21 protein-coding genes and 1 pseudogene are annotated in these 24,768 nt (G+C 43.1%); 8 read left to right on the forward strand and 14 right to left on the reverse strand.

Features of this window, described 5'->3' with window-relative positions; translation table 11 throughout:
* The 4 genes from rlmD to FTU92_RS00660 all read right to left on the reverse strand — a co-directional run bounded on the left by rlmD (nucleotide 1) and on the right by FTU92_RS00660 (nucleotide 4,576).
* Nucleotides 1-1,392 (reverse strand): 23S rRNA (uracil(1939)-C(5))-methyltransferase RlmD, encoded by a 1,392-nt coding sequence (gene rlmD / locus FTU92_RS00645; RefSeq protein WP_131261992.1) that lies wholly within the window; start codon nucleotides 1,390-1,392, stop codon nucleotides 1-3.
* A 6-nt stretch (nucleotides 1,393-1,398) separates the two neighbouring features.
* On the reverse strand, nucleotides 1,399-2,274 hold the full coding sequence (locus FTU92_RS00650; RefSeq protein WP_004974933.1) for a 3'-5' exonuclease: 876 nt from the start codon (nucleotides 2,272-2,274) through the stop codon (nucleotides 1,399-1,401).
* A 35-nt stretch (nucleotides 2,275-2,309) separates the two neighbouring features.
* On the reverse strand, nucleotides 2,310-3,242 hold the full coding sequence (gene cysM / locus FTU92_RS00655; protein WP_179988696.1) for a cysteine synthase CysM: 933 nt from the start codon (nucleotides 3,240-3,242) through the stop codon (nucleotides 2,310-2,312).
* A gap of 272 nt (nucleotides 3,243-3,514) precedes the next feature.
* Nucleotides 3,515-4,576, reverse strand: coding sequence for an RNA-guided endonuclease TnpB family protein (locus FTU92_RS00660; RefSeq protein WP_180095306.1), 1,062 nt, complete (start codon nucleotides 4,574-4,576; stop codon nucleotides 3,515-3,517).
* Between the two features lie 163 nt (nucleotides 4,577-4,739).
* Here FTU92_RS00660 and FTU92_RS00665 point away from each other — a divergent pair, with 163 nt between their 5' ends.
* The 5 genes from FTU92_RS00665 to rsfS all read left to right on the forward strand — a co-directional run bounded on the left by FTU92_RS00665 (nucleotide 4,740) and on the right by rsfS (nucleotide 10,812).
* The gene (locus tag FTU92_RS00665) at nucleotides 4,740-7,556 is read left to right on the forward strand and encodes an ATP-binding protein (RefSeq protein WP_131260559.1); all 2,817 of its coding nucleotides are present in this window, start codon (nucleotides 4,740-4,742) and stop codon (nucleotides 7,554-7,556) included.
* 196 nt (nucleotides 7,557-7,752) lie between these two features.
* Nucleotides 7,753-8,538 carry a crotonase/enoyl-CoA hydratase family protein gene (locus FTU92_RS00670; protein WP_004974929.1) on the forward strand — a complete coding sequence of 262 codons (786 nt, stop codon included), beginning with the start codon at nucleotides 7,753-7,755 and terminating at the stop codon, nucleotides 8,536-8,538.
* Between the two features lie 90 nt (nucleotides 8,539-8,628).
* Nucleotides 8,629-9,495 carry an NAD(P)-dependent oxidoreductase gene (locus FTU92_RS00675; protein WP_179988888.1) on the forward strand — a complete coding sequence of 289 codons (867 nt, stop codon included), beginning with the start codon at nucleotides 8,629-8,631 and terminating at the stop codon, nucleotides 9,493-9,495.
* A gap of 45 nt (nucleotides 9,496-9,540) precedes the next feature.
* Nucleotides 9,541-10,335: a hydroxypyruvate isomerase family protein gene (locus FTU92_RS00680; RefSeq protein ID WP_096901402.1), complete on the forward strand. Its 795-nt coding sequence runs from the start codon at nucleotides 9,541-9,543 to the stop codon at nucleotides 10,333-10,335.
* A gap of 75 nt (nucleotides 10,336-10,410) precedes the next feature.
* Complete coding sequence (gene rsfS, locus FTU92_RS00685; protein ID WP_004974926.1) at nucleotides 10,411-10,812, forward strand: ribosome silencing factor; 402 nt, start codon at nucleotides 10,411-10,413, stop codon at nucleotides 10,810-10,812.
* A 281-nt stretch (nucleotides 10,813-11,093) separates the two neighbouring features.
* Here the strand turns inward: rsfS and FTU92_RS00690 are convergent, their stop codons facing one another.
* Genes FTU92_RS00690 through FTU92_RS00700 form a run of 3 tightly spaced genes read right to left on the reverse strand, consistent with a single transcriptional unit; the run spans nucleotide 11,094 to nucleotide 14,005 of the window.
* Nucleotides 11,094-12,539 carry an NAD(P)(+) transhydrogenase (Re/Si-specific) subunit beta gene (locus FTU92_RS00690; RefSeq protein WP_004974925.1) on the reverse strand — a complete coding sequence of 482 codons (1,446 nt, stop codon included), beginning with the start codon at nucleotides 12,537-12,539 and terminating at the stop codon, nucleotides 11,094-11,096.
* A gap of 3 nt (nucleotides 12,540-12,542) precedes the next feature.
* Nucleotides 12,543-12,866: a proton-translocating transhydrogenase family protein gene (locus FTU92_RS00695; protein WP_004974924.1), complete on the reverse strand. Its 324-nt coding sequence runs from the start codon at nucleotides 12,864-12,866 to the stop codon at nucleotides 12,543-12,545.
* An 11-nt stretch (nucleotides 12,867-12,877) separates the two neighbouring features.
* Nucleotides 12,878-14,005 (reverse strand): Re/Si-specific NAD(P)(+) transhydrogenase subunit alpha, encoded by a 1,128-nt coding sequence (locus FTU92_RS00700; RefSeq protein WP_004974923.1) that lies wholly within the window; start codon nucleotides 14,003-14,005, stop codon nucleotides 12,878-12,880.
* A gap of 881 nt (nucleotides 14,006-14,886) precedes the next feature.
* Here FTU92_RS00700 and FTU92_RS00705 point away from each other — a divergent pair.
* Together FTU92_RS00705 and FTU92_RS00710 are read left to right on the forward strand one after the other, a co-directional pair.
* The gene (locus tag FTU92_RS00705) at nucleotides 14,887-15,810 is read left to right on the forward strand and encodes a DMT family transporter (RefSeq protein WP_004974922.1); all 924 of its coding nucleotides are present in this window, start codon (nucleotides 14,887-14,889) and stop codon (nucleotides 15,808-15,810) included.
* A gap of 94 nt (nucleotides 15,811-15,904) precedes the next feature.
* Nucleotides 15,905-17,095: an MFS transporter gene (locus tag FTU92_RS00710; protein WP_096901400.1), complete on the forward strand. Its 1,191-nt coding sequence runs from the start codon at nucleotides 15,905-15,907 to the stop codon at nucleotides 17,093-17,095.
* A gap of 28 nt (nucleotides 17,096-17,123) precedes the next feature.
* Here FTU92_RS00710 and FTU92_RS00715 read toward each other — a convergent pair whose 3' ends face one another.
* A complete protein-coding gene (locus tag FTU92_RS00715; RefSeq protein ID WP_004974903.1) occupies nucleotides 17,124-17,768 on the reverse strand; it encodes a hypothetical protein in 645 nt (214 codons plus the stop codon).
* Between the two features lie 230 nt (nucleotides 17,769-17,998).
* Here FTU92_RS00715 and dusA point away from each other — a divergent pair, with 230 nt between their 5' ends.
* Nucleotides 17,999-19,021, forward strand: a complete 1,023-nt coding sequence (gene dusA, locus FTU92_RS00720; protein ID WP_179988889.1) for a tRNA dihydrouridine(20/20a) synthase DusA — start codon at nucleotides 17,999-18,001, stop codon at nucleotides 19,019-19,021.
* Nucleotides 19,022-19,084: 63 nt separating this feature from the next.
* On the opposite strand, the gene FTU92_RS00725 is transcribed toward dusA, so the two are convergent.
* The 6 genes and pseudogenes from FTU92_RS00725 to FTU92_RS00750 form a co-directional block, all read right to left on the reverse strand.
* The gene (locus FTU92_RS00725) at nucleotides 19,085-19,858 is read right to left on the reverse strand and encodes a ThiF family adenylyltransferase (RefSeq protein ID WP_096901398.1); all 774 of its coding nucleotides are present in this window, start codon (nucleotides 19,856-19,858) and stop codon (nucleotides 19,085-19,087) included.
* A gap of 68 nt (nucleotides 19,859-19,926) precedes the next feature.
* Nucleotides 19,927-20,751, reverse strand: a complete 825-nt coding sequence (locus FTU92_RS00730; protein ID WP_096901397.1) for a TatD family hydrolase — start codon at nucleotides 20,749-20,751, stop codon at nucleotides 19,927-19,929.
* 1 nt (nucleotide 20,752) lies between these two features.
* On the reverse strand, nucleotides 20,753-21,769 hold the full coding sequence (locus FTU92_RS00735) for an RsiV family protein (protein ID WP_096901396.1): 1,017 nt from the start codon (nucleotides 21,767-21,769) through the stop codon (nucleotides 20,753-20,755).
* Between the two features lie 49 nt (nucleotides 21,770-21,818).
* Nucleotides 21,819-22,634, reverse strand: coding sequence for a hypothetical protein (locus FTU92_RS00740; RefSeq protein ID WP_004974888.1), 816 nt, complete (start codon nucleotides 22,632-22,634; stop codon nucleotides 21,819-21,821).
* Nucleotides 22,635-22,801: 167 nt separating this feature from the next.
* Nucleotides 22,802-24,394 carry a peptide chain release factor 3 gene (locus tag FTU92_RS00745; RefSeq protein ID WP_004974887.1) on the reverse strand — a complete coding sequence of 531 codons (1,593 nt, stop codon included), beginning with the start codon at nucleotides 24,392-24,394 and terminating at the stop codon, nucleotides 22,802-22,804.
* A 136-nt stretch (nucleotides 24,395-24,530) separates the two neighbouring features.
* A pseudogene (locus FTU92_RS00750) lies at nucleotides 24,531-24,767 on the reverse strand (Fic family protein); the annotation flags it as partial.
* Between the last annotated feature and the right edge of the window lies 1 nt (nucleotide 24,768).

Genomic DNA, 24,768 nt, shown 5'->3' on the forward strand with positions numbered 1-24,768 from the left:
TTATAAATCGTTTATTTGCTTTTCTTTCTCAAACAAGGCAATGGATTCGACATGCCCCGTATGCGGAAACATATCCATCACGCCTGCTTTTTTCAATTGATAGCCCTGCTTGACCAATACACCTGCATCCCTTGCGAGTGTGGCTGGATTACAAGACACATAAACGATTCTATCTGCGCCAAATTTGGGCACATAATACATCACTTCCTCTGCGCCTGAACGCGGAGGGTCAATTAATAATGCCTCAAATCCTTGATTTGCCCAAGAATGATGCGAAAAATCTTTTGTTAAATCTTGTGAATAAAACTTAACATTGTCTAAATCATTACGTTGTGCATTCTCTGCACCACGCTGCACCATTTGCTCTGAACCCTCTACAGCAACCACCTTTCCTGTTGCACCTACACAACGTGCAAGCGGCAATGAAAAGTTGCCTAATCCACAAAACAGATCAAGCACCCGATCACCTGATTTTAAGTTAAGCAAATCACATGCCAGCTTAACCATTTGTGGATTAATTGTAGAATTGACTTGGGTAAAGTCTTGGGGATGAAAGCCAAAACTCACATCAAAATCATCTAAACGATAATGCAAACGCATTGCTGCATGCGGATCATCAACCCGATGCAAACTGTCTGGACCTTCAGGCTGCAAATACAATTGCCAGTGTTTCTGTAACGCAAACTGCTGTAACTGGTTGATATCGGCTGCAGATAGTTGTTCTGTATGCCGCACCACCAAAGCAATCTCTTGATCTCCCATCGCCAATTCTATATGACCAATATGGGCCTTGCCTGTTAGACTTTGGAGTAGCTGCTTGATTCGTGTTAACGAACCAAATGCCTGATCCAACACCATACAGCGGTCAATTGAGGTCAGTTTATTGCTATTGCGCTCACGAAAACCGACCACCAATTTGTCTTGACTGGCAATATAACGCACCCCAACACGGGCTTTGCGGCGATAATCTTCACGCTGTGAACGCAAAGGCGCTAACCATTCTTCAGGCTGAATTTGCGCAAAATGTTGCAGATGCGACTGCAACACCTGTTGTTTGAGATGAATCTGCTCATCCAACTGAATATGCTGCATGCTACAACCACCGCAACTCTGATAATGTGGACATTGTGGCGTAACCCGTAATGTCGAAGGCTCACCCAGCACTTCTAGACACTCGGCTTCTTCTAAGCGTTTGTTACTATGCGTAATTTTGGCGCGTACTGTTTCACCAGGCAATGCGCCCTCTATAAAAACTGTTTTCCCCTGCTTCTCGGCTGGATGACCCGACTGAGCTGTGTAGTGTGCAATCCCGCGCCCTTCATGTGACAACGATTCCACCTGAAAGCAATATTCAGCCTGCTGCGTGGTACGGTTTTTACTGCGATGTTTCATATCAGTCTAAATATCGGAAGATGGGGAAGATTGAAAAGGCATCACGGATTCATTTGAAGGCGTGGTGACACTTTGTTCAGGAAAATCTGTACGGGTAAATTCAGTTTGCTGCGAACTGTGCTGCCACACGCTTAAAAAGTCTGCATGCTGCGGCTGAGTATGCAAATATTGAATGGTATGCTGTACCCATAAAGTATGCTCTTCAAGCAGCAATTGCCCTTTGAGCAGCAGCCAACGCAAATAAATCAACCAAGTATTTAAGACATCGCCTTCACAATAACGCGTCAGCCTTGACCATTCGCCGCTTTGCATAAATGCAGGAACATGATAGCCCGCATCTACACGTTTACCCGGAAAACCTAGCAAATACGCAATGTCATCCAACTTTTGAAAATGACGACCATTAAACATTGCCATCACATCCATTAAATCGACATGACGCTGATGGTAACGGTTTTGATAATTGTTATAGCGCTTTTGCTGATCAATCTCGCCCTGATCAAATAAACTTGGTGCAGACAGCCCGTGATACATGGCGCGGAATAAAATCACTGGCAAGTCAAACTGCGAACCGTTCCAACTGACCAAAGTCGGATGACGCTTATCAAAAATAGACAAAAACTTTTTCAGCATTGTCGCTTCGCTGTCATGTTCACGGCTAAAGGAAAACAGCTTCATGCCGTGTTCATCAATCCACAAGCCTGAAATACACACAATTTCATGCAAAGGCAAACGCTGAAAATCGGTTCCTGCCTCTTGGCGACGCAACTTCATTAATGCTTGTTCAAGCTCTGCTTCGGGTAAATCGAGTTGATATAAATGCGCGCCTGACTTCAAATCGGTAACGGTTTCTATATCGAAAATCAGCACAGGTAAACGCATAAAATCTTACTCAATGGATGATAGAAAAATGAATATCACAATTCAGTATCTTGAACAGAGAACAAACCTGTCGATAAATAACGATCACCACGGTCACAAACAATACAAACAATCACTGCATCTGGATTTTCTTCGGCAATTTTTAAAGCTGCCCATACCGCACCGCCCGATGATGTGCCTGCGCTGATGCCTTCTTTTTGCGCCAGTTTACGCATGGTTTTTTCCGCTTCAATTTGCGGAATATCAATAATACGATCAACACGACTACGGTCAAAAATGGTTGGTAAATATGCTTCAGGCCAACGGCGAATCCCTGCAATACTTGAACCATCTGAAGGTTGTAAACCAATAATTTGAATCTCTGGATTTTGTTCTTTTAAGTATTTAGACACCCCCATAATGGTGCCTGTTGTGCCCATAGAGCTGACAAAGTGGGTAATTTTACCGCCCGTTTGCTGCCAAATTTCAGGCCCTGTGGTCAGGTAATGTGCTTCAACATTATCTGGGTTACCAAATTGGTTCAGCACCAAGCCTTTGCCTTCGCGTTGCATTTGCAAAGCCAAATCGCGCGCGCCTTCCATGCCTTGTGCTTTAGTCACTTCAATCAATTCTGCACCATAGGCACGCATGGCATCTTTACGTTCTTGGCTCATATTGTCAGGCATGATCAGCTGCATTTTATAGCCACGCATAGCTGCAACCATCGCCAAAGCAATGCCGGTATTGCCACTGGTTGCCTCAATTAAAGTATCGCCCGGTTGAATTTCACCGCGTTTTTCTGCCTGCATAATCATGTTGTAGGCAGGACGATCTTTAACAGAACCCGCAGGGTTATTGCCTTCCAGTTTTGCCAAAACCGTTGCCTGCGTATGACTTGCCAAACGCTGCAAACGCACCAATGGGGTTTTGCCCACATAATGATCTAACAAAAATTCATCACTTTGGAAATCTGATTGGGTATCAAGCATGGTCTGCACCAATATCAAGGTGGGCTTATTGTATGAAAATTTGCACCTTCCTGCACGTTTTTCACAGGCTTTTTATCAAAACAGCAATACTCTGCCGACAATTTATGCATCACTCACTGCCTACACAATTCTAGGCAAGATGAACACAATTTCAGATTGTCTTTTGCGGGATGGATGCAAAAAAATGCACACCGATTGATTGCGAGATGCAGCTGAACCACTCGCACCAAACAGATGAAAACACAGTCAGGAGAATTGACATCCTCCCCCCCTTAAAAGAGGGTGATTCCTACAGCTAGACGCTTATGCCCAAGCGCAAGAATGTTTAGAGCTGAGTTTATATCTCGATCATGAACTGTACCACAGCTCATGTACTCCCATTCTCTTATTCCAAGATCTGTCCTACCTTTGGGACTACTTGAGGTGATCTCACCGCAGCACGAACAGATTTGGGTGGTATAGGCTTCTTGGACTTCTTCAAACAATACGCCTGCGTTCTCGCATTTATACTTGAGCATTGTTTTTAGTGCCGAAAATCCTGTATCCAAAACAGATTTTGCCATTTTGGTTTTTACTAATTTTTTAGCACTCAAGTCACCTACAATAATCAATGCATTTTCATTCACAAGCTTGGTGCTTGCTTTATGCAAATGATCTTTTCGACTATTTGCAATCTTGGCGTGTAATGCACGAACACGCTTCTTATTCCTGGCTCTCTGAGCAATACATAATTTCTGCTCATATTTTCGATAGAATTTTGGATTTGAAATTACAGTGCCATCAGAACAGGTGGCAATATCTTTTAAGCCTAGATCAATACCAATCGATTTGGTTGCTGTCGATTTATCTTGCTTAGGCGATTCAACAACAAGACATACATACCAACGCCCACGGCTATCCTCTACAAATGAACCTGTTTTTAACGTGTATTTGCTTAAACCGTAGCTATCCCAAAGCTTAAATTGGTGTTTTCCATACTGGACATATCCATTGGCATATTTGATAGCCAACTTTTTAAAGGGAACCCATCCCAAAGAGCGCCTTGCTGATTTTTTATTGCTGACACGCCATTTCAGCTTTGCCTTTTTAAATTGCTTTCTTCGGGTGACTAATTCTTCAGTTACAGCCTGAATGGTTTGACTATGTAAATTACATTCTTTGGATGTGCCTTTCGTATATTTGGCAATATCAAAAGCAGAGAGAAATTCACCTTTCCGCTTCAAATGCCTAAACCCTAAATCATTGACATAATTCCAGACGAAGTTCACTTCTGATGCTAGTTGGTCTAACACCTTGCAATGTTTGTCTTTTATACGTAATTTAAGGGTTTTCATGTACTTATATTAACAATCAAAACTCAAGGAAAATAGTCCTTAGTTAAATCAAACGACACTTCATGTCGTGTCGCTTATATCTCTGACCTGAAGGACTGAGTTTTACGCTCCATTTGATAAAGCATGCTAAACTGCCAAACATAGGGATTAAACTGCGTTAACCATGTCAAATATCAATAAAAAGTTATTTAAGCGCTTACATTTAAATCATGCTTATGGACAGCTGATTGCACTTATTTTTGTGCCAATTATGGTTTTGGCATGCGTCGGCACGATGCTAGTTTTATCTGAAACCTCGAATGCCGCAAAAGCACAGCAGCGACAAATGGCAATTGCGATTTTGACCCGTTTTGAGTTGCCATCTGAAGCAGCTTTGCATCAACTGGCTAGCTTTCCGTGGAAGTACGAAGAAGCACGTACTTTTATGCAAAACATGATGAACGAAAAGCACTTGATTCGTACTGCACTGATTGATGCTTCTGGTACACGCCGTTTAAGCATGGGCTTTCAAGACCAAGCCGAATGGCCCAAATTCCCTAAAAATGCCGATTTTTTTGGCCCAATTCTGTATAAAAATAATCATGTGTATGGCATGCAAATTCAGCAAGACATCAACCGTCCTGCATGGTTGCTGATTGAACTGGACAATCAGCCATTACAAATTGCCCGTTATCGGGTCATGATTGTATTAATTGCCACAGGCTTGCTGACCCTGTTGTTGTTATTGCTGTGTCTGAATTTCTATTCACGACGCTGGATTGCACCCATGTATGAAATTCGCATGCAGCTACAACGCCTGAATGCCGATACGCTCGATCAACACATGGTCATTAACAGTACTGGCGAATTACGCTTACTGCAGCGGGATATTGCCAATGTGGTAAAACGCCTGCATTTCAGCTTTTTAGAACTCAAAGAACATACCGAACAAACCGAAGATGACTTGCGCCGCACCCTCGATACTTTGGAAGTGCAAAACATCACTTATCGTCAGGCACGTGACCAAGCGATTTCTGCCAACCAGTCTAAATCGGTATTTTTAGCCAACATCAGTCACGAACTCAGAACACCATTGAACAGTATTGATGGCTTTATTCACCTGTTATTGCGTCAGGAAAATCTTAGCAATGAACAGAATTTATATTTACAGACCATTCGTAAATCATCGGCGCATCTTTTAGCACTCATTAATGACGTATTGGATTTTTCTAAAATTGATGCAGGCAAACTGGAACTGGATACCGCACCCTTTGATTTAGAAGAAGCCATTTTTGATGTGATGGATATGCTCTCGCCTTTGGCTGCGCAAAAACACATCAACATGGCCTTTTATTTTGCCGATAACGTGCCGCAATATGTGCTGGGCGATGCTTTACGTTTCAAGCAAATTTTAACCAATTTAATTTCCAATGCGATTAAATTCACCCCCGATGGTGAAATTATTGTACGGGCGCGGGTAGAACATGACGATATTGGACAATGCTTAATTCACTTTAGCGTCCAAGACAGTGGCATTGGCTTAAGCGGTACAGACCGTAAAAAATTGTTTGAGTCTTTCTCTCAAGGTGATACTTCGGTCACGCGTCAATTTGGTGGTACAGGTTTAGGTTTGGCCATTTCCAAACAGTTGGTGCATTTGATGCAAGGTCAAATTGGCTTTGAAGACAATCAGGAACGCGCCCCAACCGAAAAAGGCTCGACCTTCTGGTTTACTGCCATGTTTGCGGTAGATGAAGCGCATGCACAGCAGCATCCAAACTTTAAAGAGATTCAGGTGGTGTCGTATTTGGCGCACCCTGCCACAGCGAATGTCTTGCGTCATTATCTTGAAAATTATGCGGTGCGACATATTGAAGCCGCTTCAATTTTAGATTTATTTAGCCGCTTAAAAGATGTATCCGACCTGCAAGACAATACTTGGTTGATTGTTGATCATAGTGGCGACACCGAAGCTTTATTAAAAGAAATTCGTACCCGTTATCAAGGTAACTTGGCAGTGTATGGCTATCAAATGGCGCTAGACCCAAGTCTGTTAAATGAATATCGTGCGCGCGCTTTGTATCAACCGCTCAGTCGTTCAGCCTTAATTGACTTACTCAACAATGAAAACAGTTTTGATGAACAGGAGTCTGCATCATTTGATGGTAAAGGCCTGCACGTTTTAGCGGTGGATGACCATCTACCAAACCTGATTGTACTCGAAGCCTTGTTGGGCGAACTGAATGTGACCACCACCAAAGCGCAAAGTGGTCAGGAAGCTTTGGGGATTTTGCAGCAACGCATTGAGCAGGGACAGCAACCATTTGACCTGATCTTTATGGATATTCAAATGCCTGTGATGTCGGGGGTAGATACCACCCGTGCGATTCGTTCTTTAGAATCGACTTTGGAAAATCACAAACGCTTACCTATTATTGCCCTCACCGCGCATGCTCTTGCCGATGAAAAGCAAAAATTACTCAAAGTCGGTATGGATGACTATGTCACCAAACCGATTCAGATTGAACAAATCATCCAAATTTTAACCCATTGGACCACGCAAAGTTTTAATAAGCCACCTGCAGTCGATAAAGCCATTGTGATTGAAGCGCTAGATCCACAGGTGTTGGATTGGCAACAAAGCCTAATGCTGGCAGCCAACAAAGAAGACCTTGCAGTGGATTTACTGAAAATGCTAGTGGATAGCTTTGCCACAGAATTACATGAAATTGAACAGCTGATTGAACTGGAAGATTTCCCACAACTCGAGCATGTGTTGCATCGTCTGTATGGTGCGACCCGCTATGTTGGCACACCGAACCTGCAAGAAGTAACAGGCTCATTTGAACAGTTTGTTTCGACCTTACGTAAAGAACGTCGTAAAGCCGATGATCTGTTTGTGCAAGAGGTCTTAAACCGTTATCAGGAATTACAAACCTGTATACAGCAAGTTGAACATGCGGCAGAACACATTTTTACCAAACACAATGCGGTGAGTTAGCCAACATCAAAGTGACATTCACCGCGAACGCCTCAACGAGAAGATACAGTTTGTAAGCACGACTCACCCAGCACTATTCACAAAAAAAAGTCACGTAATCAAAGGCAAGGTCGCAAGGCTTTGCCGTGACTCTGCTGTCATTTATCGCACTGCTGCCCATGTTATGCTTTGCCCAGTAAAAACAAGAGCTCACATCATGACCTTACTTCGTATCGAAAAAAATAATGGCATCGCCACAGTTTCCCTGAACCGCCCAGACAAACGCAATGCCATGAGTTTTGCCCTACTCAAAGAATTGGTGCGGACTGCCGAAAAACTTAAAAAAGACCGCAGCTTACGTTGTGTAATTTTAACAGGCGAAGCAAAGGTATTTAGTGCAGGCATTGACTTGGCCGACCTCAACAATCCACAAAACCGTGCATTTGCGGCTTGGGAGTTAATTAAGCCAGGGCAAAGCCTGTTTCAAAAAGCATTTCTCGTTTGGCAACAATTGCCTGTACCTGTAATTGCTGCAATTGAAGGCTATTGTTTTGGTGCAGGGATGCAATTGGCCTTGGCCGCAGATATTCGTATCGCGCATCCTGACACACAAATGTCGATTATGGAAAGCCGTTGGGGCTTAGTGCCTGATATGGGGCTAAGCCGTTCTTTAAAAGGTTTAATCGGTCTAGACCTTGCCAAAGAGCTGACTTTAACTGCGCGTATTTTTGATGCCAACTATGCCAAAGAAATTGGTTTGGTCACGCATTTAGATGCAACCCCCTTACAAAAAGCACAAGCCCTTGCTGAAGAAATTGCACAACGCTCCCCAGATGCATTGGCTGCAGCCAAACAAGTGCTGGATGCTATGGAACATGCGCCAAATAAATCTTTACGTTTAGAAAAAATTTGGCAATTAAAATTATTGCTGGGTAAAAATAGCCAACTGGCACGTAAAAAGGACAAGAACCCTGAAGTGACCTTTGCACCGCGTCAGTTTTGATTCAGTTCAAACACAACAGACTTTGACCAAAGGCTAAATTGACATTTCAAGCCAGACTTGTACTGTAGGCAAAAATGGAGAATCAGCGCTATGCATTTTGATCGTGACACAAAAATCGCTTTTTTAGGTATGGGACTTATGGGGACGCGCATGGCAACCCGCTTAGTTCAGGCAGGTTTTGAGGTCGCGGTGTGGAATCGTAGCCCTGCGGCTTGCGAATCTGTGCTCAGTCTGGGGGCAAAACCGCTGCAATTGAGCGAGATCGGACAATATCCAGTGATCTTGAGTTGCCTTGCCGATGATAATGCCGTCCAAGCTGTATTAGATCAAATTGAGCCTTTTTTGACTGCTCAACAAGTCATTGTCGATTTTTCCAGTTTGTCTGTAGATCAAACCCAAAAGCTAGCGCAGCAAGCCAACCTCAAACAGGTCACATGGATTGACTCACCTGTATCGGGAGGCACTGCGGGAGCCGAACAAGGTAGTTTGGTGATTTTTGCAGGGGGTGATGCAAACACCATCGAAAAATTAAGCCCGATTTATGATGTGCTGTCACAACGTGTGACCCGTATGGGCGAAACAGGCACAGGACAAGCCACTAAAATCTGCAACCAACTGATTGTTGCTGCCAACAGCACCCTAATTGCCGAAGCTGTTGCCTTAGCAGGACAGGCAGGCGTAGACACCCGTTTACTTGCACCTGCTTTGGCCGGTGGTTTTGCCGACTCGAAACCGTTTCAGATTTTAACTCCACGCATGGCGACTCACAGTTTTGAACCTGTGCAATGGAAAGTCCAAACCCTATCTAAAGATTTAAACAATGCCTTACAACTGGCAGCACAATTTCAGTTACAGATTCCTATGGCAGAAAAAGCCCTTTCACAACTGCAAGCTCATCAAGCCAAAGGTTTTGCAGAAGCAGATTTAGCCACCATTATCCATCAAGTCGAAGCCTAATCGGCTTGATTCCTGATCCACCCTTTGCCTGCAAGGAGCATCTGCATGTCTAAACTGGCGGTTAATCTGTCGATGATTTTTACCGAAGTGCCTTTAATTGAACGCTTTGCCCTTGCACGCGAACATGGTTTTCAGCATGTTGAAATTCAGTTTCCCTATGAACTGAGTATTGAGCAGATTCAAACCCAACTCACACTCCACCAACTCAGCCTGTGTTTAATTAATGTCCCTGCGGGCGACCTCATGCAAGGCGGCAATGGTTTGGCGGGCGTACCGGGGAAAGAGATTGAATTTCATCACGCCCTAGAGTTAGCCATCCGTTATGCCACGGCGTTAAATGTCCCTAGCGTCAATATTTTGGCAGGTAAACAACCTGTCGATGCCGATCTACTACCTTGCTTAAACACGCTGGCAGAAAATCTAAAACTGGCCTGCTCGATGCTCACCCAACATCATATTCAGCCTGTATTTGAAATGATTAATGGCACCGACATGCCACGCTTTTTGGTACAAAATATTGCGCAAGCTCAAGAGATGCTAGAAGCAGTCAAACATCCTGCTCTTAAAATGCAATATGACTGTTATCACATGGCGATGATGGGTGAAGATGTGCTGAGCGCATTGCAAGAAAACATTCAGGATATTGGTCATATCCAGTTTGCCGACAATCCAGGACGCCATGAACCCGATTCAGGCGAGCTAGACTATACTACTATTTTCAAATGGTTACAGCACAGTGCTTATTCAGGCTATATCGCTGCAGAATACCGCCCAAGTCTGGCGTCAAATCAATCATTTGCATGGAAAGACAAATACTTTCCCTCAAATCAAAGTGGTTAAAATTAAACCGATTTGAAATTTCAGGCTAAAACAGCTATATTAGACGATGAATAATTTTAGGAAATTATACACCCCATGAATTTAGAACCATCGCCCGGCGCTTCTAATTCTCACGATCTTGCAATGAATACCCAAAAGCATGACGTACAAACTTGTCTTAAAGTTGTACATGAAGCTCTCCTTGATGTAAAAGCCAAAGAAATTGTTGAACTTGATGTCAGCAGCATCAGCAATGTTTCAGATGCCATTGTGATTGCTAGCGGTACATCAACTCGCCACGTAAAATCTCTTGCCGACAATGTTGCCGAAGAAGCGCGCAAAGCAGGCTTCCGCCCAATTGGTATTGAAGGTGAACGTGATGCAGAATGGATCTTGGTCGATCTTGGTATGGTAGTGGTTCACATAATGCTACCAACAGCACGTAAATTCTACGACCTAGAAAGCTTATGGCGCACTACGCCTGAGTCTGTTGCTTAATACAACAGCTCACTTGAGCAGCCTTAAAGATACACAATAAGCGACTTTCAAATAAGTCGCTTTTTTAATGCAGATCTTTTGAAGCTCATATCCCTAATCATTTTTATATCGCATTAATCTACCCACCAAATATTGGTTTATATCATCCCCTACCCAATACATTGCTTCAAACCAATCCTATAAAACTCGCCCAAACTCAATCTGCCTGATCTCAATTAACCACTTTACATCAGCCATAAAAAAAACCGCCCGAAGGCGGTTTCATATCTGGAAACAGTGTCTTAGTGACCTGTACCGTTGATTGATTTAGTCATATCTTCCACAACTTTCTTGGCATCACCAAAGATCATCATGGTCTTGTCGTTATAGAACAAGTCGTTGTCTAGACCCGCATAACCTGTTGCCATTGAGCGCTTGATGACCATAATGGTACGTGCTTTATGCGCTTCAAGAATTGGCATGCCGTAAATTGGCGAGTTTGGATCGTCTTTTGCCGCAGGGTTAACTACGTCATTTGCACCAATCACCAACACCACATCTGTTGCAGGGAAATCTGAGTTGATTTCGTCCATTTCTAAGATGTCTTCATACGGTACGTCTGCTTCTGCAAGTAATACGTTCATGTGACCCGGCATACGACCTGCCACTGGGTGAATCGCAAAACGAACAGTTACACCTTGCTCTTTTAACAAGTTGGCCAATTCTTTGACCGCATTCTGTGCACGACCTTGCGCCATACCATAGCCCGGTACAATTACTACGCTGTCTGCATTTGACATCAAGAAGCCAGCATCATCAGCAGAACCTGAACGGTAGTTACGTTGCACTTGCGCACCCGCTGCTGCCGTTGGTGCTGCTGCACCGCCCATCGCACCACCAAACAATACGTTGATGATTGAACGGTTCATGGCTTTACACATGATGTAAGACAGAATCGCACCTGAAGAACCGACCAATGAGCCTGCAACAATCAGCATGTTGTTTTCAAGTGTGAAACCAATACCTGCTGCCGCCCAACCTGAGAACGAGTTCAACAATGACACCACAACTGGCATGTCACCACCACCCACTGGTGCAATCCATACCCAACCGAATGCCAATGCTAAACCTGTCATTGCCCAGAATGAAGTCATGTTGCCGCTCAGGAAGAAGTGAATCCCAAAACCGAGCATAGCAAGGAAAATTAACGCCTGAACAGGTTTTACCCATGCACCCGAAATAGTTTTTGCCCATTTCTTCGCCGCCAATTTACCGTATGCAAAAACAGATGCAGTAAAGGTAATCGCCCCCACGAAACAGCCCACAAACAATTCAAATAAATGAACTTTGCTCATTTCATGGAAAGTAATGCCATTTGCAGCCAACAAGTCTGGACCAAGTTCGATTAACTTGTTGTTATGAATAATCGCAGCAATCGCAATTAAAACTGCAGCCAAACCGACTAAAGAGTGCATTAACGCTACAGTTTCAGGCATTTGAGTCATTGGCACCGTACGTGCGCGGGCAATACCCACCACCGCACCTGCTGCCATAGCTGCCAGAATCATCCACACAACTGGATTGTCTGCCACAAAGAATGTAGTCAAGACTGCAATCGCCATTGCGATCATGCCGTAACGGTTGCCCGCAATCGCAGTTTTAGGCCCAGACAAACCACGTAAAGTTAAGATAAAGAGCACAGCCCCGATTAAATAGAACCAGTCTGCATATTCACGAATAAATTCCATGCATTAGCCCTCTTTTTTCTTTGCTTTTGGTTTGAACATTTCCAGCATACGTGCAGTCACTGCAAAACCACCGAAAATATTGATGCTTGCCAAGAACACAGCAATCGCACCCAGTACACTCACCACATTAATGGTTTGGAAATCGACACTGCCTTCTACACCCATGATTGGTAGACCAACAGTTTGAATCATCGCACCGACAATAATGATTGAAGAAAGTGCATTGGTTACTGCCATTAATGGCGTATGTAACGCAGGTGTTACCCCCCACACCACGTAGTAACCTACGAAGATGGCAAGGACAAAAATCGTAATTGTTTCAACCATGAGAATTCTCCTTAACCACGCTTTAACAGCACTTGACCGTTATGAGTGACCAGCAACGCTTTCTGAATTTCTTCTTCAGGATTCAATGCGAAGTTCTTGTCGTTATCAAATAATGTTTCAACAAAATTCAACACATTACGCGCATATAGTGCAGATGCTTCTGTCGATACAGTCGATGGAATGTTTGGAATACCCAAAATTTTCACACCATTGGCAGTCACTACAGTTTCACCGCATTGTGAACCTTCGACGTTACCGCCCGTTTCGACTGCCATATCTAAAATCACAGAACCCGGCTTCATTTTTGCCACAGTTTCCGCTTTGATTAAACGCGGTGCATCACGACCCGGCAATAACGCAGTGGTAATCACGATATCCGCATTAGAAACGGCTTTATCGACAATCACTGCTTGGTCTTTAATGTATTGTTCACCAGGCATCCAGCCATAACCATTTTTGGCAGCATCGGCAGCTTTTTGTTGTTCTTCTTCAGACATTGGTACGTCTAACCACTTACCACCCAAAGATTCCACCTGATCTTTTGCCGTTGGACGCAAGTCAGTTGCTTCGACTACAGCACCTAAACGCTTCGCTGTTGCAATGGCTTGCAAACCAGCAACACCCACACCCATGATCACAACACGCGCAGGTTTTACAGTACCCGCTGCCGTCATTAACATTGGGAACATGCGTTGATATTCTGCTGCAGCCAACAACACAGATTTATAACCTGCCAAGTTGGCTTGTGATGACAACACGTCCATATTTTGCGCACGCGACAAGGTACGTGGCAAAAGCTCTAAAGCAAATGCAGACACCTGAGCCGCAGCAAATTGGTCTAATTCAGTATTGCGGTAAGGATCAAACATCGCCACCACAGTGCTGTTCGGTGCAAGTTTTTGAATTTCTTCACCCTTTGGGGCACGAACTTTCAAAATCATTTGGCTACCGCGATAAGCATCATCTGTCATGGTCGCGCCTACTTGTTCATAAGCGCTGTCGATATAAGCGGCTTTTACGCCTGCACCACGTTCAATGACTACGCTATGACCCGCGCTAATCAACTTCTTTACTGTTTCTGGCGTCGCAGCGACACGATTTTCACCGACAACAGTTTCGGTTGGAATTCCGATCTGCATGAGCGTTCCTCAAGCTAGTTTTTCTTAAGTCAACATCGTGGATAACGATGCTTTCCCCTCAGGATAAGTTTTGTTGAATTTTTGGATTCTAATGCAACATTTTTAAATTACCACCCAATATTTATTTAATAAATACCTATATTTTGAACTGATGATTCATAAAAATATTGTTGCGAGATATAATTGATAAGTTTTGCTTATTGAATATAAGTATAATTATTCAGCAAAACTTCGATTTGAAGTGTCTAAAAGAAAAAAAGCGATGCTTTGAGCTTGCAGTTGACCACATTTAAATGAATTAAGCATTGATCATTCTGACACGCATTTCACTTAATTGGGAAAATCCGACTTAGCGCTAAAAGATTGCATATCTATACATTTAAGCGCTAAAAGCAAAAACTTAAACACCAAATTGACTTTTTTGACAATTTTTACACCGCACAACATGGTTCAATTTAGAAGTGTTTTGCGCATCTGAAAACCTTAGAAAAACCTACCTTTGCCTTATGAGTAAAACCGAATATTTGAAACAGTAAAACTTTTAAAAGAAGCTTGAATTTATTCAACTCAGGTCTAAGTTAAGTGCTGCTATTTTTTCATTTTTTTTGTGCGTCATTTTGTCTGATGATGGATTTTCTCTGTTTTGCAATATTTTCAACTAATTTGCACCATTATCGTGCAAATCCCATTTACTCTACTTTTCACAAAATTTATGCCATCTCAAGCAGACCATCTGCATAAAATCGGCTATGCTTGCTCAAATACAGCACACACAGCTTGATCCATGCAGTCGCATCTGCCTTTATCTATCATGCAACTTGCATTTGTGTGCGCGGCATGTGTCACTTCTCTTGCATCCACCTTGCTCGACAGCATTTTTCATGATCAGACTTAACGCCACACAATGGGGCTCCATCTTTGCCTTATTTGCAGCCTTTTTGTTTAGTACCAAAGCCATTTTTATTAAACAGGCTTATGCACTTTCACCGTTGGTCGATGCAACCGTACTCATGGCTTTGCGCATGGCAAGTGCCCTGCCTTTCTTCTTGCTGATTTGTTGGCTCAATCGCCATCACAGTCGCAACATCTCTACACGCAATTGGCTGCTAATAATATTTGCAGGTCTGATGGGCTATTATTTTTCTAGCTGGCTGGATTTTTTAGGGCTGATGTTCATTAGCGCTTCATTAGAACGCATTATTCTGTTTTTATATCCAACGCTCACCGTTCTGGCTTCGAGCGTAATGTATCGGCAGAAACTGAGCTGGCTGAGTCTGTTTGCAATTGCTCTGAGTTATGGCGGAACAGTGATTGTGATGTTACAGGAACAGAGCAATACCCCACATGACACGTATTTTTGGTTAGGCAGTAGTTTGGTGTTCGCCAGTGCAGTGTGTTTTGCAGGCTATTTATTGCTGACCAAAAGCCTGATTCAGCATTTTGGTTCATGGAATTTTACAGGTCTGGCTTTAAGTATTGCCTGCATCGGTACGCTTACGCATTACAGTTTGGTCACACCGAATCCACTGGGACTGGTGCAACAACTGCCTGTAGAAGTGCTGGGCTATGGCATAGCTTTAGGGATATTTGTCACAGTCTTGCCCACCTTACTCATGGCGCACAGTATCGCCCGTTTAGGTGCGGCACAATCGGCCATGATTGCTTCAATTGGCCCCATCTTGACGATTCTATTGGCCACAGCATTTTTAGGTGAACATCTAAATGGCATACAATGGTTCGGCTGCATGCTCAATATTGTAGGCGTGATGATGATCACCTTGTCCAAAAACAAGTTCTCTCATTAAGTTAAAGGCGACATCCTGCCACTAATGAAGTTGAATATTGGATTCAATCTTTGAGCTACTGCAACCCCGTTTTACCATTGACCTTAGGATAATTATGAACACTGCACCCGACATCAGCCAAGATAAAACCCTGCTCTGGTTGATGGCGATCGCCTGTGGTCTATGCGCGGGGGCGAATTATTATTGCCAACCGCTGATTTACTCGATTCATCAATCTTTCCAAATTCCGCAATCCCAAGTGGCATTGACAGTGACTTTTGCACAAGTGTCTTATGCTCTGGGTTTATTATTCATTGTGCCCATGGGCGATATTGTCAATAAAACCAAATTCATTCCCTTATTGATGTTTTTGGCCTCGATTGGCTTATTTTTATGTGCCTTTTCCAGCAATTTAAGCATGCTATGGATTGGCACGATTATCACAGGGCTGTTTTCAGTTGCAGCACAAGTCTTAATTCCCTTTGCCACCATGACCGTAAAACCTGAAAAAATGGGTGAAGTGGTCGGTTTATTGATGAGTGGTTTATTGGTCGGTATTTTACTTTCGACCAGTTTGGCAGGTTTGCTGTCCAACTTATTCCATTGGAAAGTGATTTACCTGATTAGCGGTGTGCTGATGCTTTGCATTGCCGCGGTACTCAAAGCACGCTTACCCTTTATCTCAACCAGCAAACTCAGCTATTTGGCCGTGTTTCAGTCTATGGGCAAACTCATTTTAGAAGAACGTCGTTTGGTCTATCGTGCCTTGCTCGGTGCGTTTGCTTTTGCAGCGATGAGCGTGTTGTTTTCCACCATTGCAGTATTACTCAAATCCAGTTTTGGCTTAGCTGACTTTATGGTGGGCATTGTGGCAATGGTGGGTGTATTCGGTGCTCTTTCGACCAAACACGTGGGGAAAATTGCAGATCGTGGCTATGTTACAGCGCTGACGTGGGGTGGTTTGGCGCTATTGGCAATCAGTTGGGTCTTTCTATACAACGGACAATTTAGCTTATGGAGCTATATTCTTGGTTTTGGCTTAATTAACCTTGGGCTTGCCACCGTACACAGCAGCAACCAAAATGTAATTTTTCGCTTACGCCCCGATGCCAAATCGCGGATTAACTCAATTTATATGACCAGTTATTTTACTGGCGGTGCTTGTGGTTCTGCCTTGGGAATCTATGCATGGCAACACGGTGGATGGTTATGGAGTTGCCTAGTTGGTTTGTGTTTTGTTACCGCCGCAATGAGCTTTGCCCTACTCGACTGGCAGCATCAACGTCAACACACCGCCATGCCTTAAACGCTGCGATTACAATCAAGCAAGTCGCTTAAGACATTTGCATCACAGGGTAAAATGGCTGACTCAATTCCACATTTTCTAAATTTTCCAATAAGATTTGGATAAAACACGGCATCAACGCACACAGTAAAGTATTGGCATGGCTGAGTTGTTTGCGGTTGATTGCACTGTTATAAGTTGCACCACCTTGTAAAAGTTGCTGCTGTAACGTCAATAAGCGCTTAAACAAACATGCCAAAATTGTAGCTGAATCATGGATGTGCAATGCCTGCATAATCTGCTGTTTCTCTGCTTCATAATCTGCACGCCATTCAGCTTCAGTCATTTTTTGATTACGCCAATCCCAAAAACTTTGATACAAATAAGGGTTGGTCAGCAACACCTCTAAACTTTGTGGATATTTTTCCCAAATAATTCTCGCCATGCGCTGATCGACATCTTTTTGATACATACGCTGCACAAATTGCTGCAAGGTCTGTTGTGTATGCTCTGCCGTTTGACCTTGCGCATACAAGGCACTCAACGCCACCCATGCTGTCATAAATTGCATATCGACATCATCATGAAACTCAATGGCTTTTTTCCACCAACTTAAACTGCGCTGCATGCGTAAATTAAATGCCGTTGAAAATTCATTTTTCTTAGTTCGATAAATTTCTTCTAATACCAACATTTTATTTTCCCTCTTATGCTGCGTTATCCTATCTTTTCAACATACTAAAAAACGGCTACGCATACAAATACTGAGCAGTTCCGCTTTAGCATCTACGGTTGCGCTGCTTTGTTCATAGCGAACAAAGCAAAGTTAATGCCAATGGATGTGGGTTGGGGATACTGTCGATTTTCACTTAAACCCCGTATAATGCGCGGTCTTGTGCTTTTGTTTTTCAATTCAGGTGGGTTATGACACGTGCCATCCAAACTTTACAACCTCGCATTTCGGTTGCCCCGATGATGGATTGGACTACCCGCGATTACCGTTTTTTTGCACGTTTATTTAACCCCAATATCATTCTGTATACTGAAATGGTAACCACTGGCGCAATTTTATTTGGTGATGCCAAGCGCCATTTAGATTACAGCAAAGAAGAACATCCTATTGTCTTGCAGTTGGGCGGTTCAAATCCGAAAGACCTTGCGACCTGCAGTAAAATGGCACAAGACTGGGGTTATGATGAAATCAACCTGAATGTTGGCTGCCCAAGTGATCGAGTACAAAACAATAAAATTGGTGCGTGTTTAATGGCAGAACCAGACTTGGTTGCAGAGTGTATTGCCGCCATGCGTCAATCGGTTGATATTCCTGTGACCGTAAAACATCGCATCGGGATTGATGACATGCACTCTTATGCAGAGATGCTGTATTTTGTGGATACTGTGGCTCAAACAGGTTGCAATAACTTTATCGTGCATGCCCGAATTGCCTTATTACAAGGTTTATCGCCTAAAGAAAACCGCGAAGTTCCGCCTCTGCGTTATGAGGATGTGTATCGCCTAAAACAAGACCGCCCCGAATTGTTAATTGAAATTAATGGTGGAATTAAAACGTTTGCCGAAACCCAACAACACCTCAAGCATGTCGATGGGGTGATGATTGGTCGTGAAGCCTATCACAACCCTTATTTACTGGCAGAGCTTGGGCAATTATGGGGGCTAGAATTACCTGACCGTTTTGAAATTATGCAGCGCATGTTGCCGTATATTGAACAACGTCTACAACAAGGTGCACCACTTTCTGTCATTACCCGCCATATTTTAGGTTTATTCCAAAACCTGCCAGGTGCACGTAAATGGCGTCAGGCACTAAGTGGCGGCAATGCCAAAACATTTGCAGATGTAGAGCAAGCATTGGTCAATATTCAAGCAGCAATGCAGCGTACGGAAGACTATTCAAAAGAGCAGCAGCTACAACGACCTACTGAATAAAGTCATTGGCGATGTGCAAAATCAAAGAACTTTTTTATAAGCCATGCCTCGCATGGCTTTGATTTATGTATTTTTAGCCTGTAAGGCATCTAACTTTTTCAACACTTCTGCCACAGCTACCATCGCAAAACTGGACGTGACCACCACCGCCGAACCATAGCCGCCACAGCGCAAGCCTGCGCTTGGGCATACATCGGCACTAGAAAATGGATTGTCGATGGAATACACACAGGTAATCCCAAACTTTTCTTTTGGCTTTTTACAAATACCTTTGCTGCGTAATTGGGCGCGCAATTTGGCCAACATTGGGTCTTGTTCGGTTTTAGATAAATCTGCCACTCGAATTTTCAACGGATCAAGTTTGCCACCTGCACCACCCGAAACAATCAGTGGAATCTTGTTAAAACGACAATGCAGCATCAACGCTAGTTTAGCTTTTACGTCATCAATGCAATCTAAAATCAAATCAGGTGCAGTCGCCAATAACGCTTTGACGTTATCTGGACTGAGGTAATCATCGACCAAATTAATTTTGATACGTGGATTAATAGAACGGCAACGCTCTGCCATGACATTAATTTTTTCATGCCCCAAGGTTGAGCTCATGGCAGGCAATTGACGGTTAATGTTAGATGCTGCGACCACATCCATATCCACCAATGTCAGCTCGCCGATACCCGTACGTGCCAACGCCTCAACCGCCCAAGAGCCGACACCGCCAATTCCTATCACCATGACATGACTTTGGGCATAATGCTGAAAAGCACTGTCGCCATAAATTTTGGCCACACCTGCAAAACGGCGTTCATATTCATCATCTTGAAGAAGATCTGTCATGCTGCAATCAAATTTAATTTCAAAGTGTGGGCATTTTACTGCGTTTCGCAGACTTCGTGTTGTTTCATCTAAAGTTTAGGCAGGTCTAATACTTGAACACTATTCTGCCAAAGCTGTGCGGCTAAAGTTTGCGGTGCAATATCTAAACAATCCGCTAAACCTTCAAGCACATAAATCAGGTTCGCAGGGGTATTTCGGGTTCGTGATTGAGTATCTGTCTGACAACATAAAGGCGTCATATCGGGGCAGTCGGTTTCCAAAACCAAATGTTCAGCACCAATTTCCTGCACAACACGGCGCAGTTTTTTTGCATTGGGATTGGTAATCTGCCCTGTCACACCAATTTTAAAGCCCAATTTGATCAGTGCTTTGGCTTCTTCTACCCCACCGCTAAAAGCATGTGCAATGCCACCAAACTGAAATTGTTGCTGTTTGAGTATTTTTAAGGTTTCGGCATGAGCCTTACGAATATGTAGCAGTACAGGTTTTTGTCGATGGCGTGCGATTTCCAATTGCGCGGCAAAAAAATCTTGCTGCTTTTGAAACGCTTCAGGCTGTTTATGTTCAACCAAAAAAGTGTCTAAGCCAATTTCACCCACCGCGACACAATGCTGTTGTTGCAAAAACTGTTCTAAATCTTGTAAATGTTGGTCTTGATGTTGTTCGATATAAAAAGGATGCAAGCCTGGTGCAAGATGACTTTGTGGCACATGCTCAAGTTGGTTTAAAAACTGTTGTGTAGAGATTAAATCTTGAAAACGTGATTGTACAAAGCCAATCAGTACCAAATGTTCTACGCCTGCTGCCTTGGCCGCATACGCCAATTGCTCCCGATCTGAGTCAAAATCAGGTACATCAAAATGGGTATGCGTATCAAACAGCGCAATGCTCATATTAAGATTTCGCTTTGGTTGTGTTTACTGCACTGGCTTCGGCAGATTTTGCGGTTGCTTCAGAGGCTGCTTCTGTTACAGGCAAATACGCAGCTTTTAAAATCCCCTGCAGTTCTGCATACGGAATGGTTAAACGCGGTAAACCAACGACATAAGGGCCTATTTCATATTCTGCGTATTGCAGAATTAAACCCTGTTGACCTAAATAGTAATTTTCCGACAGCTTAAATTTCCACGCTTGTTCATATTCTTGCACATTGGTGGAAAGTTCAGATGCGATGACCCATTGTTTAAACGCTTCGTAGGCTTTGCGCTCCAATTGTGGACGCTGCTTCTCTAACAGAATGTCATTTAACAATACTAATTTTTTCTGTTCTAAATCAAAATTATAGTATTGCTGTGCCGATGCACCATGCGCTCCTCCCAAATAACTACTGCTATTCAGTACCACGGTTGCCAAAGGCTGATCTGCATTCAAAATTTTAGGCTTAATCATCAAACTGATTTTATGATTTGAGCTTAAAGCTTTCAGTTCCTGATCAAGTACCAAAAAGCTTTGCACATAAGGCACAGTTTGTTTTTCTAATTTTTGCGCCAAAGTTTCCACTTGTGCAATGGCTGCTGCAGTGGGGTTGCTGGCAGGTGCATCTGCAGCACTGGCTGCTGTATTTTCACTGGCTGCATTCTCAACTGCTATAGCCTCAGAAGCCGCCTGCTGTGGTGCAATTTCTAAAATTTGTGCCAATTCTTGAATAATTTTCTGATCAATAAAATGGTCGATAAAGGCCTGATTACTATTCAAACGCTCAATTGAAATTTCAGGGCAGTTATTCCCTTCACATTTAGGCAACGACAAATTCAGTTTTTCAGTATCCCCGACCAGTTTTAAGCTTTGTTGTTCCGCCTGCGTCTGCTCTGGCTCGACTGTTTCTGGTTCGGTTTTCTTTGGCTGACATGCAGTAATCCCTAGCGTTGTAATTAAAATACTGATGGCCAAAATACTTTTATTTTTCAACATGGATCCAACCTTGATTTCATCTATTTTTGCTTGTCACCGTACTCACCTACTAAAACATAGATGGATAGATGTCTGCTTTTAAAACTTGTTGTGTTTGTGCTTTGCTTAGGTAAATATCTAACTGCGTGCCATCTTTGACAATTTCATGGGTGCGATAATGCAATCCTAAGCCCTGATCATCAAAAAACCAATCTGCCTGCCCCCAGTATAATTTGGCAGGTGCTGCTTTTTGCACGTCACTGCTTTGTGTTTTGAGCCAATCCTGATAGGCCTGCTGTACAAAAGTATTCATACGGGTTTGTTGTTTGGCATCAATCACATCTAAAACAGACAAGGCTTTTTGCTGCTTCCGATCTGCCACAAAGAAATAATAGCGTTCCTTGACTTGCGTGCCTTCCTGTTTGCTATCTACCCCGACTTGCAACAAAACATATTGATTGCGTTGATATGCCATACGGGTGTACATCGCCAATTCATAAGCTTTATTTTGATCTAATTGTGCCTGCCAAGCATCGGATTTTTTCACATAGGCATCTACGGCTTGCTGCAAATTCATGTTTTGTTTTAAGCCAATTTGGTCTTGAATCACCATGGCCTGATTTTTTGCAATCCAACTGTTGAGCCATGTATCTTGGGTATTTAAAGTTTGTACTTCTAATTCAATGCAGTTTTTATTTTCACAAAATGGCAAGGCAATTTCTGCCGCCTGTTGCTTGATATTCAAATACGGTAAAACATCCGCTTGATCTTTCTGAAAAATAGACGTTTGCTCATCTGAGTTTTGATCTTGTTTAGATGAGTCACAGGCGCTAAGCAAAACCATCCCGCTCAAAATTGCACCCAGATAAACCGATTTTTGCTGCATGATTTCCCCAATTCATTTATCAAAAATAATCTTTAATCTTTTACCGCCCCCATAATAAAACAGCTTCCTAAAGAAGCTGTTTTAATTTTGAAACTTTTAGGCATGCCGAACATTCATCTGCGCTACGCTGATTGCATCTGCCAGATTAAGCATCATCAACCTGAGGCTTAGTGCTCGCGTGTATTTCTAAACTCAATGTCAGGGTAACGCTCTTGCATTAACTGTAAATTCACACGACTTGGCGCGAGATAAGTTAAGTGACCACCACCATCGACAGACAACTGATCGTGGGCTTTTTTCTTAAATTCGTTAAACTTTTTCTCATCGGCACAAGACACCCAGCGTACCGTGTTGATGCTGACAGGCTCGTAAATACAATCGACTTTGTATTCTTCTTTCAGGCGATAGGCGACGACTTCAAACTGTAGCACACCAACAGCACCTACGATTAAATCATTGCTGTTTTGTGGCATAAAGACTTGCGTTGCACCTTCTTCTGAAAGCTCTTTAAGGCCTTTTTGCAGCTGTTTGGACTTCAATGGGTCTTTCAAGCGTACACGACGGAACATTTCAGGTGCGAAGTGCGGAATCCCTGTAAATTGCAACTTTTCACCCGAAGTGAAGGTATCGCCAATTTGAATCGTCCCGTGGTTATGTAGACCAATAATGTCGCCCGGCCAAGCTTCTTCGAGGTGCTGACGGTCACCTGCCAAGAAGGTCAAGGCATCGCTGATACGTACATCTTTATCAATACGCACATGCTTCATTTTTAAGCCTTTTTCATACTTGCCTGAACAGATTCGCATGAAAGCAATACGGTCACGGTGCTTCGGATCCATATTGGCCTGAATTTTAAAAACAAAACCACTAAAGCCTTCTTCATTGGCTTCTACAATACGGTCTTGCGTTGGATGTGCTTTTGGCGGCGGCGCATATTCACTGAATGCATTCAATACATGATCTACACCGAAGTTACCCAAAGCAGTACCAAATAGCACTGGTGTTTGACGACCCGCTAAAAACTCTTCACGGTCTAAAGGCTCATTCGCCATTTGTACCAACTCAAGTGATTCTTCAAATGCCGCCCATGCCAATTCACCTACTTTTTCACGTAGGTCTGCATGGTTATAGCCATCACGTACTTCAATTTCAGGAATGGTTGAACCAAAACCTGATTTGTACACATAAAACTTTTCTTCGATGAGGTTAAACACCCCTGCGAAATCACGCCCTGTACCCATTGGCCAAGTGATTGGCACACACTTAATTTTGAGGACATTTTCAATTTCATCCAACAACTCTAATGGTTCACGAATTTCGCGGTCCATTTTGTTGACGAATGAAATGATGGGTGTGTCACGCATACGACACACATCCATTAATTTAATGGTACGGTCTTCGACACCTTTCGCACCATCAATCACCATCAGTGCAGAGTCCACCGCAGTTAGAGTGCGGTAAGTATCTTCAGAGAAATCTTCGTGCCCTGGGGTATCGAGCAGGTTAATCATTTTGTCTTTATACGGGAATTGCATCACCGAAGTTGTAATGGAAATACCACGTTCTTTTTCCATTTCCATCCAGTCAGATGTTGCGCCACGATCTGACTTACGGCTTTTTACCATCCCTGCAACTTGAATGGCTTGTCCCCATAACAGCAGTTTTTCTGTCATGGTGGTTTTACCAGCATCGGGGTGGGAAATAATCGCGAAAGTACGTCGCTGTGCGACCTGCGCCGCTAACTCATCTTTAAAACTCATGCAAGACACCTACTGCAGAACCGCAGTGTATAAGATCAAAATGATCAATATGAAAAATTGGCGTAATTGTAGCAGATTTGAATCAAATTTTATTGATTGTTGATATGTTCTAATTTATCCACAACTGAGAATATAGTTATTTTTTCAATCTATACTTTTGCTTTTGGCTTTTCGGTTTTTCTGGAATCGTACGTTCAATCAAACCTACTTCTATGGCAGGATTCATATCGTTCTTTTGGAATGTTGCGCTATGAGTTAAACCTAACAACTGCATCAACTCAGCCAAACTATATTCATCTTGTTTCATCACTGAAATTAAACGCTGGACTTGGTCGCTCACTTGTACGCTATCTTGAGCGGTAGCATGATCGCTA

Origin of the sequence: Acinetobacter sp. YH12205 (assembly GCF_013418125.1) — a bacterium.
GTDB lineage: Bacteria > Pseudomonadota > Gammaproteobacteria > Pseudomonadales > Moraxellaceae > Acinetobacter > Acinetobacter towneri.

What these genes read in the sequence shown, in the direction of transcription:
- FTU92_RS00735 (WP_096901396.1), bottom strand. Translation starts at nt 21,769, where the DNA reads ATGTTGAAAAATAAAAGTATTTTGGCCATCAGTATTTTAATTACAACG.
- cysM (WP_179988696.1), bottom strand. Translation starts at nt 3,242, where the DNA reads ATGCTTGATACCCAATCAGATTTCCAAAGTGATGAATTTTTGTTAGAT.
- FTU92_RS00700 (WP_004974923.1), bottom strand. Translation starts at nt 14,005, where the DNA reads ATGCAGATCGGAATTCCAACCGAAACTGTTGTCGGTGAAAATCGTGTC.
- FTU92_RS00660 (WP_180095306.1), bottom strand. Translation starts at nt 4,576, where the DNA reads ATGAAAACCCTTAAATTACGTATAAAAGACAAACATTGCAAGGTGTTA.
- FTU92_RS00715 (WP_004974903.1), bottom strand. Translation starts at nt 17,768, where the DNA reads ATGTTGGTATTAGAAGAAATTTATCGAACTAAGAAAAATGAATTTTCA.
- FTU92_RS00745 (WP_004974887.1), bottom strand. Translation starts at nt 24,394, where the DNA reads ATGAGTTTTAAAGATGAGTTAGCGGCGCAGGTCGCACAGCGACGTACT.
- FTU92_RS00665 (WP_131260559.1), top strand. Translation starts at nt 4,740, where the DNA reads ATGTCAAATATCAATAAAAAGTTATTTAAGCGCTTACATTTAAATCAT.
- FTU92_RS00725 (WP_096901398.1), bottom strand. Translation starts at nt 19,858, where the DNA reads ATGACAGATCTTCTTCAAGATGATGAATATGAACGCCGTTTTGCAGGT.
- FTU92_RS00740 (WP_004974888.1), bottom strand. Translation starts at nt 22,634, where the DNA reads ATGCAGCAAAAATCGGTTTATCTGGGTGCAATTTTGAGCGGGATGGTT.
- FTU92_RS00730 (WP_096901397.1), bottom strand. Translation starts at nt 20,751, where the DNA reads ATGAGCATTGCGCTGTTTGATACGCATACCCATTTTGATGTACCTGAT.
- rsfS (WP_004974926.1), top strand. Translation starts at nt 10,411, where the DNA reads ATGAATTTAGAACCATCGCCCGGCGCTTCTAATTCTCACGATCTTGCA.
- rlmD (WP_131261992.1), bottom strand. Translation starts at nt 1,392, where the DNA reads ATGAAACATCGCAGTAAAAACCGTACCACGCAGCAGGCTGAATATTGC.
- FTU92_RS00690 (WP_004974925.1), bottom strand. Translation starts at nt 12,539, where the DNA reads ATGGAATTTATTCGTGAATATGCAGACTGGTTCTATTTAATCGGGGCT.
- FTU92_RS00670 (WP_004974929.1), top strand. Translation starts at nt 7,753, where the DNA reads ATGACCTTACTTCGTATCGAAAAAAATAATGGCATCGCCACAGTTTCC.
- FTU92_RS00680 (WP_096901402.1), top strand. Translation starts at nt 9,541, where the DNA reads ATGTCTAAACTGGCGGTTAATCTGTCGATGATTTTTACCGAAGTGCCT.
- FTU92_RS00705 (WP_004974922.1), top strand. Translation starts at nt 14,887, where the DNA reads ATGATCAGACTTAACGCCACACAATGGGGCTCCATCTTTGCCTTATTT.
- FTU92_RS00695 (WP_004974924.1), bottom strand. Translation starts at nt 12,866, where the DNA reads ATGGTTGAAACAATTACGATTTTTGTCCTTGCCATCTTCGTAGGTTAC.
- dusA (WP_179988889.1), top strand. Translation starts at nt 17,999, where the DNA reads ATGACACGTGCCATCCAAACTTTACAACCTCGCATTTCGGTTGCCCCG.
- FTU92_RS00710 (WP_096901400.1), top strand. Translation starts at nt 15,905, where the DNA reads ATGAACACTGCACCCGACATCAGCCAAGATAAAACCCTGCTCTGGTTG.
- FTU92_RS00650 (WP_004974933.1), bottom strand. Translation starts at nt 2,274, where the DNA reads ATGCGTTTACCTGTGCTGATTTTCGATATAGAAACCGTTACCGATTTG.
- FTU92_RS00675 (WP_179988888.1), top strand. Translation starts at nt 8,629, where the DNA reads ATGCATTTTGATCGTGACACAAAAATCGCTTTTTTAGGTATGGGACTT.